Source organism: Lysobacter niastensis, assembly GCF_015453285.1.
In the GTDB taxonomy this organism is placed as follows: domain Bacteria; phylum Pseudomonadota; class Gammaproteobacteria; order Xanthomonadales; family Xanthomonadaceae; genus Lysobacter_J; species Lysobacter_J niastensis.
Genome location: NZ_JADLZT010000006.1, coordinates 379,451 through 390,394, shown reverse-complemented (window position 1 = coordinate 390,394; position 10,944 = coordinate 379,451). Strand labels below are relative to the sequence as shown.

Sequence of the window (10,944 nt, the reverse complement as noted above, 5' to 3'; positions counted from 1 at the left end):
CCCCACCCCCCTCCTCCCCCGGAGCACAACTATGGGCACTTTTACCACCAAAGACGGCACCGAGATCTACTACAAGGACTGGGGCACCGGTCCGGTCGTCACCTTCAGTCACGGTTGGCCGTTGTCGTCGGACAGCTGGGAAGCCCAGATGTTCTTCATGGCCTCCAATGGCTATCGCGCGATCGCGCACGATCGTCGTGGGCACGGTCGTTCCGCCCAGCCGTCGGAAGGCAACGACATGGACACCTATGCCGACGACCTCGCACAGCTGCTGGATCATCTTGACGTCAAAGACGCCACGATGATCGGCTTCTCCACCGGCGGAGGCGAAGTCGCTCGCTACATCGGCCGCCACGGCACGAAACGGCTCAAGAAGGCCGCGCTGGTTTCGGCAATTCCGCCGTTGATGCTGAAGACCGAAGGCAATCCGCTCGGAACGCCCATTGAAGTGTTCGACGGTTTGCGCAAAGCCTTCCTGGAAAATCGCTCGCAGTTCTTCATCGACATTCCGAGTGGGCCGTTCTATGGATTCAACCGGCCCGGTGCCAAGCCGGTCCAGGGCCTGATCGATTTCTGGTGGCTGCAGGGCATGATGGGGGGCTACAAGGGCACATACGAATGCATCAAGGTCTTCTCTGAGACCGATCTGACAGAGGACCTGAAGAAGTTTGACATTCCCACCTTGATCGTTCACGGCGACGCCGACCAGGTCGTGCCGATCGCAGCGGCGGCTCTCCAGTCGACGAAGCTGATCAAGGACAACAAGCTGCTGGTGTACGAGGGTGCGCCACACGGGCTGACCGACACCCACCGTGATCGCCTGAACGCGGATCTGCTCGCGTTCATCCGCTCCTGACTACTGGAGAGCAGACATGTATCGCGCGCACTTCAACAATATCGCTGCTCGCATCGGCAGAGCAATCCGCATTGCATTGATCGCGTCGACGCTCGCCTGGCCCACGCTCGGTGCCGCTCAGGACAGCCCGGTGATCAAGATCAACGCCGAGGCGGCACGCTCGGACATCAAGATCACCCCGCTGCGTGGGGGCGTATCCATGCTGGAAGGATCCGGTGGAAATATTGGCGTGTTGGTTGCGCCCGGCGAAAAATTCATGGTCGATGCCGGCATCGCGATCTCCAAGGACAAGCTGACCAAAGCGCTCGCCTCGCTCAGCCCCGACCGGGTTACGAACGTCGTCAATACGCATTGGCACTGGGACCACACGGATGGAAACGCCTGGTTGCACGACGCCGGCGCGGAGATCGTCGCCCACCCGCGCACCGCGCAGTACGTCGCCCAGGTCGAGCGCGTGGACGACTGGAGCTACACCTTCCAGCCGTTAACGACCTCCGGCCAGCCGCGCGTTCTGGTAAAGGATCGAAAGCAGTACGCGGTCGGAGGTGAGCAGGTGGATGTCGTCGCAATTCCACCGGCGCACACCGACGGCGATCTGTACGTCCACTTCAAGAATGCAGATGTGCTCTTCGTTGGTGATACGTACTGGAATGGCATCTATCCGTTCATCGACAACGAGCACGGCGGCAGCATCGACGGCATGATTCGCGCAGCGGATCTGAGCCTGAAGATGGCCGGATCTCGCACGATCGTGATTCCAGGACACGGCCCGCCCGCAACACGCGCCGATCTGGAGGAGTATCGGACGATGTTGCAGACGATCCGGGATAACGTGGCCAAGCTGAAGAAGCAAGGCAAGAATCGCGATGCCGTGATTGCAGCCAAGCCGTCTTCGCAGTTCGATGCGAAGTGGGGCCAGTTCCTCATCGACCCGGCATTCTTCACGCGCCTCGTCTACGACGGACTGTAGGGCGCTCTTCGCTGCCGCTGCGTCATCGCGACGCGGCGGCACGCGTTGATACGAGTGTGGGTGCCGTTCGAGGCTTTCTCACACAGCCAGCAAAAAGAACGCGGGGCCAGAGCCATGGAAGCTCCACAGATTTCCCGGCCATTCCCAACCGCCTTCGTGCTTGCGGGCGGCGGTAGTCTGGGTGCGGTGGAAGTGGGAATGCTCTCCGCGCTACTGGAATGGAATGAAACCCCCGCGTTCCTCGTCGGGACCTCTGCCGGCGCGATCAATGCGGCGTACTTCGCCGGTAACCCGACGTCTGGCGGCGTGCAGGAACTTCGACAACTGTGGTGTTCTGTGCGTCGCAGGGAAGTCATGCCCATTCAATTGCGCAGCGTGGTCACCGGTCTGTTTGGAAGTCGAGGGTACCTGGTGGAGTCGCGAGGGCTGCGTGCGCTGCTTGAACGGCATCTGCGGTACGCGCGCCTCGAAGATGCAGCCATGCCGGTCCATATCGTGGCGTCGAACATAACGAATGGCCGCGAGGTGATTCTGTCAAGCGGTCCGGTCGTCGACGCGGTCCTGGCCAGCACCGCAATTCCCGGTATCTTTCCGCCGGTCAAGATCGGTCCCTACATGCTGGTAGATGGAGGCGTCGCCAACAATGCACCCATCTCTGTCGCAGTAGCCCTTGGCGCAAAACGCGTGATTGTGCTTCCAACGGGATACACCTGCGCCCCAAGGCAGGTACCACGAGGCGCCGTCGGCCGGGCCATGCACTCCGTGGCGAAGCTCGTCGCGGGGCAACTCACCCGTGACGCCGAGCATTGGCTCGGAAGCCACATCGAACTACGTATTGTTCCCAGTCTGTGTCCGCTGGCGACTTCGCCATACGACTACTCAGCCGCCCAAAGCTTAATCGTGCGTGCCTATGAATCCACGCGGATATGGCTGGAGGCCGGCGGTTTGGAGGACCCCCTGATCCCAGGGCAACTCTACGAGCATGCGCATTAGCCGTGCCTTGGCGAGAGCGGCGTCGTACGCAGTTGGCACAATTTTTGACGCGTCCACAGTGTATTGACCCCGGTATGGGCTGCTCGTAACTTAGGTATTCCGGCAAACGGATGCGCTGGCCACGTAGGTTTTTGGCATGCTTAGATCAGGGCCGCATCCCTATGGCTACGCGCGAACTCCGCGAGACGAATGAAGAAGTAACCCGGATCGCGGGAGGGGTTGGACCACCCGTTCTCGACTCCGTCCTGCACGGCCGGACACGCGTCACAGGGGCATGGACGCATCGTGCGTACGAGATGGAAGTTGAGCCGATGCAGGACCACGTCATTGCCGCGGTCCATTCGGGTAAGCGCAACGCGATAGCCCTCTTCGATGGAAAGCGCGTGATTGCCCCCAACCGTTGCGGCGGGGTCCATATCGTGGCGCGCGGCCACGGTGGAGAGTGGACCATCGAGGAGCCCGCCAACGTATCCAACGTGTTCCTAGGGCACGACCGCCTGCAGGGGGCCGCCGACCTATTGGCGGAGGGGCGAGCGTTCGAGCTGGTGGATCGGGTCAGCAGCACGGATCCCAGGCTGTACTCCATCATGAGGATTATTCGCGACGAGGTGGCGGCGCCCGGCCCACACGGGGTGATGTTTCTTGAACATGCACTTGACCTCTTGTGTATCGTGTTGCTCCGCGGACATTCCACTCTCGCGTACCCCTTCGCACAACAGCACCACGGACTCGCGCCCTGGCAGGTCAAGCGCGTCACCGCCTACATGCGAGATCGTTTGGGCGACGAGATCACGCTGCAAGAGCTCGCCAATGTCGTGAGCCAGAGTCGCTTCCATTTCTGCACCGCCTTTCGTACTGCGACGGGCATTGCGCCGTATGAGTATCTGACGCGCCTACGAATGCGCACCGCATGCACGCTGCTTCGAACAACCCCGATATCGATTGGAGATGTTGGTCTAGCCGTTGGCTACAACTCCTTGTCCGCGTTCTCCACGGCATTCCGCCGGTATGCAGGAAGCTCGCCTCGAGCTTATCGCAACGCCACTCAGTAGCTAACGCCATGGGCAAGAGGTCGAAGTGGCACGGAACGCCATCTGCCCGGGCTTCAAAAAGACACAGTACTCGGCAGCAGCAGCACTGGTAGCAAAGCGCTGCCGTCCGCTCGACAACGTGAGCGTTCCCCATGGATCCGAGCCGTCTTAATTGCTCTGTGGAGGAGGTGGCGCGGATCGCGGGGGTACGACCTGCAGTTCTCGATGACGTCTTGAATGGTGAGACCCGCGTTACCGGTCACTGGACTCACGGCGCCTTTAACGCGGTCGTAAAGCCCATGCAAGATCATGTCCTATGGGCGACGTATGCAGGCAGTGGGAAAGCCGCTTCGACGATCGATGGGAAAAAGAAGGAAGCAGAAGCCTGCAGTCATACGATCACCTACCTGCCACGCGGGTACGAGGGCGAGTTCAGTTGCACGCCTAACACAGCCTCCAACATCTACTTGGGCCACAAACGCCTACTCTACTGTGCCGACTCTTTGGCGGAGGGGCGCGCATTTGACCTTCTCGATTGCATCCATGCACCGGACGATCGGCTTTTCATGATTATGGAGGTAATCGCGGATGAGGCTGATTCGCCCGGAACTCACTCCCGGCTCCTTCTGGAGCAAGCGATCGACTTGCTCTGCATACAACTCCTCCGCGCTCATTCGACGCTGGTAAAGCCACTTGCCAGCGGATCGCGCGGACTTGAGCCGTGGCAGGTCAAACGAGTTGCGCAGTACATGCACGATAATCTAGCCCAGGATATCAGCCTGCAGGAGCTTGCAAACATAATCGGGATTAGTCGTTTCCATTTCTGCGCAGCCTTTAAACGCGCGACGGGCGTGAGCCCGCATGAATATCTCACGCGCATGCGCATGGATGTAGCATGCACACTCCTGAAAGGCACTCCTCTCCTAATTGGCGACATCGCCTTGGCAGTTGGGTACAGCTCGGTTGCTTCATTCTCGACGGCGTTCCGGAAGCGCACGGGCATCGCTCCCAGAGAGTACCGAAGCGGCTGCGATTGACGACTCTCCCGGCCGTGGAGCACCGTCGAGACTCTGCTTGCCTCGGAGTGGCCTGGCCTGAACTGGCGGAACCGCTGAGAGGGTATGCTGAGTGGCTCGCGGGGCTACCGGATGAGGACTACTGGCGAGTTGTGAACGTAGTTGATTGGCTGATCGAGCTCCCGGCATCCGGTCTGTACATGAGGCAATTGCCCATCGCGGGGCTGACGGCCGCTGCGGATCCACTGGTGCGCAAGGCCGATGAAGTAGCGCCTCACGCCTGGGCTCCGCGCGGCCCGCCCGTGCCCTAGAAGTTCCACCGCAACGCCAGCGTTACCGGAGCGGAAATGCGCCGGCCCGTGTCGTTGATCCGCGACAGACCCAGCGGCCCGATCGCGCTGTCGTCGCCTTCCAGGTCGTCGACGTAGCGCACGCCGGTTTCGGCGATGAGGCTTGCGCGTTCGGACAGCGGGATGTTCACGCCCACGTCGAGCCCAGCGCTGAGCGCCCACTTCTTCTCGTAGAACGGCGCGTCGGGGATGAGGATGTTGGCGGCGGGAATCTCGAAGGTTGCGTCTATGTCGTCCGTCTCCGTGCCGCCGAGACGCGCTGCCACGTACGGACGAGCAGAGCCGGGCTCCATGAAGAACCAGCGCACACCCAGTTCCGCGCTCCACGCCTGGTAGCTCGAGAACCGTCCATAGACCGGCAGCGCGACATCGAGCGCGGGCACATAGGCCTCGCCGACTTGCAAGCTCCCCACCGACGCATGCGTCTCCCGGAGTTCGCCAAATACTTCCATGCGGTCGCTCAGGCCCCACGCCATGCGCAGCCCGTACGTGGTGGCCGTGTCGTAGACGCGTTCGTGCGTGCGCGAACCGATGCGCAGCTGCGCGTCGACGCCGGCCAGCGCCGGGTTGAGCGGCCCGAGATCGGGGACGTCGACCGTCGCACCGTCGTGCACGTCGCCGCTGACGGGGACGTCACCGCCGCCGAGCAGGGTGAGTGAGAACCGGCCGGGTTCAGGGCCGGCGGCATGCGCCGATGCGCTGGCCAAGAACGCGATTGCCGCGACCATCATCGCTTTCATGAGCATCTCCATCGAGGGAAGGAATGGTCGTGGGCGCAGCGTGCCCGCAAAGCACGCTGCGCCGTGCCACTTCGACGTTAACGCCGCCGCGATGGCATGCCTTCGGTAAAACTACGCAACTTCATGCGAACTGCGCCGGTATTTCCCGAATGGACCGGCGTGTCTACGCAAATCTACGGATGTGGCCGTCGCACCGTGCATGCCATGAAGCGTCCCGGATCCTTCGTGCCGACCCGATGCCCGCCGCCGCCTTCACCGCGGAGGCGCCATCGCCAGGCATTTCTGCCCGCAGTTTGCCTGACCAGCGCCGCGATCCGGGCTTCTTCGGCGGTGCCCAGCGACCTCAACGCGGAAAGCTGTAGGCGACATGGCGCCCTCAGGGTGGACGGCGTCATTCGAACGGCTCCAGCAGCCGATCAGTTCACCGATCTCCTACATCTGATAAGGCCCGGTTATCGCCGCTACGCCCGCCGTGACCGTCACCGATCCGCGCCCATGTGTTTAGGGCAACCCGCCACCGGCGCCACCGCCGACGTCTATGCCCAGGTCAAGAAGACCGCGGGTGGGATTGCCAACCTGTTGCCACTGAAGTCTGTGGGCGGCTGCAACGCCCAACCGCCTGCATCCGAGCGATGACCAACCAGCGGTCGGCCAGATCCTCGTCGACCTCCTGCCCTATGATCGCCCCCTTTTGCTTCTAGATCAGCAAGCGCATTGACCAAGGAACAGAACGAGGGTAAAGAATGCGTTCGTCGTTAGTTCTACTTACCGCAGGCCTCGAGTGCGCCCACCGCCTCGAGGCCTTTTTTTGTCGCCACGTTGATCGCCATTGGATCGGGGCTCAACTGAAAGGTCGCGGAACTCCGCGGTACGGGTTTTTGAGCCTTAGGAGGCCCCACGGGCCTCGCATGGACACCAGGAGTATGGGGATGCGCCGGAGCGCCATAACGGGGACGTAACTGACCGGCATTAGCGGTCTACCTATATTGTGTAGTCGGGTGCTCCGCCGTCACAGACACCCTTTGCTTTGTGCCAAACCGCCGCACTCCTTGAAGGAGAGGCCTGTTCATCGGAGGTCTTCCGCGCTCCATGTCGACCCCGCGTCGTCTTTCGCAGCTGCTCGTAACCAGTCACATCGGGCTGATACTGCTGTTCGCCCTGCTGTTGCTCGCAACCGGCGTCGGCACGATCCGGGCGGCCGTCGTAGGCCAGGCGCGCACCGAGGCCGAGCGCGCCGTGTCGGAAGCCCGCACGCGGTTGCAGGAATGGCGGCGGGAACTGACGGTGGCGGCAGACCTGTTGGCGGAACATCCCACGCTCATCTTCTATCTGGAGCGTGGACAAGTAACCAAGACACGCGAACTGGTGGCTGACTTCCATTCCAACAGCGACGTCGATTACCTCCGCGTTGAATGGGACGGCCGAACGCTTGCCGTTGCCGGGCCGGAACCGCCGGCGGTGCAGACCGGGTTGGCTTTCGACGAAAACGGAACCGCTTGGCAAGTTCTGCGAAGGGGCATTGCGAGCCAGCCGCGCGCTTCTCTCGTGCTCGCCGAACAACTCGGAACCCGGCTCATGGCGCCTTCGGGGGGCGAACTACTCGACGTGCGTCTCCAGCCGCCGATGTCATCGCCCAATCCAGCCGATGATCCCTGGAGCTCAGCGCTCTACCGGGTCTCCGAGTCCGGCGAACCCGCAACAGTCGAGAACATGGGGGGAGCCGCAGCGGCGCGCATCGTGAGCCTGCGCGACAGCTCCGGGACGACGCGCGCGTTGCTCAGTGCGCGCGTCCGGATGGATTGGGTACAGCGCCGCATCCTGGAGTGGCTGGCCGCTTTCGGAGGTTCGGTACTGGCAACCTTTGGATTTGCGCTGGTGCTGGCGACGTTCATTGCAAAACGGATCGCGCGTCCTTTTGCCCAGCTGGCAGGGGAAGCCGAACGCCTGGGTGGCGGAGACCTGCTCACGCCCATTCCGCGTCCAGAGACATTCCTTGCTGAGCCCGCGGCCCTGGCGGCAAGTCTGGAGCAGATGCGGGAACAGCTAGCGGAACTCACAGCCGCCGAGCGCCGCCAGCGCGACGAACTTGACGCGATCCTCGACGGTGTGGACGAGGGCATTGCCGGACTGGGCGCCGACGATCGCATCCACTATGCGAACCGCCAGTTCCTCCAGCTGACCGGGCGTACCCGCGATCAGGTCCTTGGGCATCGATTGGATGAGATCCTCTTCCCGATCAATTCCACGGCAGCTACCGACGGGCTTCCGCCGGCCGAGCGTTATCGGGCCGCGAGTGCGAAATGGCCGCTGATCGTGCGCAGGCTGGGTGGCGGAGCGCACCGTGTGATCGTGGTGCGCGAGGAAAACGCGTACGAAGTGGCGCGAGCTATGCGCGACCGGATCCTGGCGAACTTGTCACACGAATTCCAGACACCGCTGTCTGCACAGATGGCCTCTATCGAACTGCTGCGTGATCATCTCAAACAAGGCAGCGACCGCGTGGCGCTGCGGTTGGCCGATGCGCAGTTCCGCGGCACCATTCGGCTCTCGCAGCTGGTCGAGAACCTGCTGGAAAGCGTTCGCATCGAGAGCGGCGAGATGCGATTGCGGCAACAGCCGGTAGACCTGGCCTCCGTCGTAGAGGAAGCCATCGAACTGATGCAGCCATTGGTCGACCAGCGCGATCAGCGTGTTGTCGCGGACATCCAACCCGGCCCGTCCGTCACCGGCGACGCGCAGCGATTGCTGTCGGTGGTGGTCAACCTGCTATCAAACGCCAACAAGTTCGCCCCGGACCAGACGGTAATCCGCGTCCGCACCCAATGGGGCGCGAAGTGGGTGACGGTCTGGGTGGAAGACGAGGGGCCTGGCCTGCCCCCGTCGCTCACCGCGCACGACCTCTTCGCGCCGTTCCGCCGCGCACCGCATGAGGAACCGAGCCAACGTGGCACCGGCTTGGGCCTCGCCATCGTGCATGCCATCGTCGCCGCGCATGGCGGCAAGGTACGAGTGGAATCGTCCGGGCAGCGCGGCGGCGTGCGGATCGGTATCGTACTGCCTCATGGAGAGACGGATGCGCATTCTGATCGTCGATGACGATGTCGAACTGGTCGGCCTGCTGTGTTTTGCGCTCGATGCCGCCGGCTACGACGTCGTGACCGCCTACGACGGGAACCAGGCGATTCAACGCATGCACGAGCGGCGACCGGAGCTGGTCATCTTGGACGTCAACCTGCCGATGCGCGATGGTTTCGAAGTCCTGGCCGAGATCCGCCGTACGAGTCAGGTGCCGGTGATGATGCTCACGGTCCGGACCACGGAAGAGGACGAAGTCAGGGGCTTGGATCTGGGCGCGGACGACTACCTGCGCAAGCCCTTCAGTCCCCGCGCACTGCTGGCCCGGGTGCGATCCCTGTTGCGACGAGGCACAGATTCGACCGGCGATACGATTCTGACATGGGGCCCTTTGTCTATCGACATGGATAGAAGCCAGGCGACCCTGAAGCAGGGGCAGGTCGTGAGTCTGTCGCCACTCGAGTTGCGCCTGCTGCGCCATCTGCTGGAGCACCGGGGACGCCCAGTGGACGCCGACCGGTTGATCGGACTGGTGTGGGGAGATCGCGACTCAGCGGATCGCGAGTCGCTCAAACAAGTGGTCCACCGGCTGCGCCGCAAGCTCACCCACGCTGGCGGCGAACCGACGTGGATCGAATACATCCCTAATGCGGGCTATGCGTTCACCGCGCCGACCAATTCCTGAGAGCCCTCGCCAGGCGTCGGTGCCCCGCTCGCCTGCGGCATGGCAAGCGTGGTCTCGTGCAACCAGTCCACGACCGCCTGCAACGCCCGTTGCCGAGGCATGAACCGATCGCGCTCGGCGTGGTAGATCGCCAACTGCTGGTGTGCACTCGTCCCGTCGCGCAGGATCGTACGCAGGTGCGCGACTTCGCGTTCGCACTCGAGCGCCTGCGCGTCCGGTCCGATCAGCGCCAGCATCCGCTCCAGGACCTCGGTGAAGCCAACGGCCGCCTGCGCCTCCTCGTCGATGAACGAGGCGGCCGTGCCATAGCGCTTTGCACGCCACCGGTTCTCATCGGCCACGCGCCGCGACATCGAAGTGCGCCGCACGCCTAGCCCTTCCTGGCGTAAGTGTGCGCGAACAAGGCAGCGAAAAGCTGCGGCCAAGGCCAAGGCGTCATCCAGCCGAGTACAGGCGTCGGCGATGCGAAGCTCCAACGTCGGATAACGTGTCGATGGCCGAATGTTCCACCACAGGAAGCTTCCGTCGCCAATCGCCCCGCATCGCGCGAGCAACTCGACGAAAGCCGCATACGCCGCTTCGTCCTCGAAAGCATCGGGGATTCCCGAACGCGGATGTTCGTCGTAGGCAGCTTGGCGATAGCTGTAGAGTCCCGTCCGCCGCCCATTCCAGAACGGCGACGAAGTCGACAGCGACAGAAAAACCGGGAGCCAGGGCACCAGTCGATTCATCAGCGCTACCCGGTCGACACCGTCGGGAATGCCGACATGGACGTGCAGGCCGTTGACGAGATTGCGGCGACCCACGATTTGATAATCGTCGACTAAACGGTCATACCGAGGCTTGTCGGTATGCTGGTGCGCTTCCCAGTTTGCCAAGGGATGAGTGCCGGACGCCACGAGAGCCAGCCCGTGCCGTTGCGCTACCTGCCCCAATTCTTGACGCAAACCGGCCAGCGACTCGAGCGCCTGAGCCGAGGAGTGGAGGATCGGCGTGGTCAGCTCAACCTGCGCCCGCAGCATCTCCTCGCCAACCCTTTCGGCCAGCTTCAGTCGGCATTCGCGCAGGAAACCGGAAGGCGGCGCAGTCACCAGGTCACGCGACGCCGGGTCGACCAAAAAGAACTCTTCCTCGATCCCGTAGGTCAGATCGAGCGGATGCCGCTGGGCGGCTCGGAAGCCCCGAGCAGGCTGGCGGGCAGCTATGGTAATCATGGCCACAGCGTGGC

Annotated in this window: 10 protein-coding genes; 8 read left to right on the top strand and 2 right to left on the bottom strand. The window is 62.8% G+C overall.

Translation table 11 applies throughout. From position 1 onward, the window contains the following. The 6 genes from IU514_RS12900 to IU514_RS19280 form a co-directional block, all read left to right on the top strand. Positions 1–856, top strand: an 856-nt coding sequence (locus tag IU514_RS12900; protein WP_425492008.1) for an alpha/beta fold hydrolase, incomplete at its 5' end; no start/stop codon positions are given. A gap of 16 nt (positions 857–872) precedes the next feature. Then, positions 873–1,826: an MBL fold metallo-hydrolase gene (locus tag IU514_RS12895; RefSeq protein WP_194931501.1), complete on the top strand. Its 954-nt coding sequence runs from the start codon at positions 873–875 to the stop codon at positions 1,824–1,826. Between the two features lie 114 nt (positions 1,827–1,940). After that, on the top strand, positions 1,941–2,819 hold the full coding sequence (locus IU514_RS12890; protein ID WP_194931500.1) for a patatin-like phospholipase family protein: 879 nt from the start codon (positions 1,941–1,943) through the stop codon (positions 2,817–2,819). 311 nt (positions 2,820–3,130) lie between these two features. Next, positions 3,131–3,871: a helix-turn-helix transcriptional regulator gene (locus IU514_RS12885; RefSeq protein WP_194931499.1), complete on the top strand. Its 741-nt coding sequence runs from the start codon at positions 3,131–3,133 to the stop codon at positions 3,869–3,871. A gap of 131 nt (positions 3,872–4,002) precedes the next feature. Further along, positions 4,003–4,887: a helix-turn-helix domain-containing protein gene (locus tag IU514_RS12880; RefSeq protein ID WP_194931498.1), complete on the top strand. Its 885-nt coding sequence runs from the start codon at positions 4,003–4,005 to the stop codon at positions 4,885–4,887. 14 nt (positions 4,888–4,901) lie between these two features. Beyond that, positions 4,902–5,177 (top strand): DUF3322 domain-containing protein, encoded by a 276-nt coding sequence (locus IU514_RS19280; RefSeq protein ID WP_386761076.1) that lies wholly within the window; start codon positions 4,902–4,904, stop codon positions 5,175–5,177. On the opposite strand, the gene IU514_RS12870 is transcribed toward IU514_RS19280, so the two are convergent. After that, on the bottom strand, positions 5,174–5,956 hold the full coding sequence (locus IU514_RS12870) for a hypothetical protein (RefSeq protein WP_194931496.1): 783 nt from the start codon (positions 5,954–5,956) through the stop codon (positions 5,174–5,176). The genes IU514_RS19280 and IU514_RS12870 overlap by 4 nt on opposite strands. 1,089 nt (positions 5,957–7,045) lie before the next feature. Here IU514_RS12870 and IU514_RS12865 point away from each other — a divergent pair. Together IU514_RS12865 and IU514_RS12860 are read left to right on the top strand one after the other, a co-directional pair. Beyond that, a complete protein-coding gene (locus IU514_RS12865; protein ID WP_194931495.1) occupies positions 7,046–9,052 on the top strand; it encodes a sensor histidine kinase in 2,007 nt (668 codons plus the stop codon). Next, a complete protein-coding gene (locus IU514_RS12860; RefSeq protein WP_194931494.1) occupies positions 9,030–9,716 on the top strand; it encodes a response regulator transcription factor in 687 nt (228 codons plus the stop codon). Before IU514_RS12865 ends, IU514_RS12860 begins: the two co-directional genes overlap by 23 nt. On the opposite strand, the gene IU514_RS12855 is transcribed toward IU514_RS12860, so the two are convergent. Continuing rightward, positions 9,686–10,930, bottom strand: a complete 1,245-nt coding sequence (locus tag IU514_RS12855) for a carboxylate-amine ligase (protein ID WP_194931493.1) — start codon at positions 10,928–10,930, stop codon at positions 9,686–9,688. The two genes, IU514_RS12860 and IU514_RS12855, sit on opposite strands and share 31 nt — an antisense overlap. Between the last annotated feature and the right edge of the window lie 14 nt (positions 10,931–10,944).

What these genes read in the sequence shown, in the direction of transcription:
- IU514_RS12865 (WP_194931495.1), top strand. Translation starts at nt 7,046, where the DNA reads ATGTCGACCCCGCGTCGTCTTTCGCAGCTGCTCGTAACCAGTCACATC.
- IU514_RS12885 (WP_194931499.1), top strand. Translation starts at nt 3,131, where the DNA reads ATGCAGGACCACGTCATTGCCGCGGTCCATTCGGGTAAGCGCAACGCG.
- IU514_RS12855 (WP_194931493.1), bottom strand. Translation starts at nt 10,930, where the DNA reads ATGATTACCATAGCTGCCCGCCAGCCTGCTCGGGGCTTCCGAGCCGCC.
- IU514_RS12890 (WP_194931500.1), top strand. Translation starts at nt 1,941, where the DNA reads ATGGAAGCTCCACAGATTTCCCGGCCATTCCCAACCGCCTTCGTGCTT.
- IU514_RS12880 (WP_194931498.1), top strand. Translation starts at nt 4,003, where the DNA reads ATGGATCCGAGCCGTCTTAATTGCTCTGTGGAGGAGGTGGCGCGGATC.
- IU514_RS12870 (WP_194931496.1), bottom strand. Translation starts at nt 5,956, where the DNA reads ATGAAAGCGATGATGGTCGCGGCAATCGCGTTCTTGGCCAGCGCATCG.
- IU514_RS12860 (WP_194931494.1), top strand. Translation starts at nt 9,030, where the DNA reads ATGCGCATTCTGATCGTCGATGACGATGTCGAACTGGTCGGCCTGCTG.
- IU514_RS12895 (WP_194931501.1), top strand. Translation starts at nt 873, where the DNA reads ATGTATCGCGCGCACTTCAACAATATCGCTGCTCGCATCGGCAGAGCA.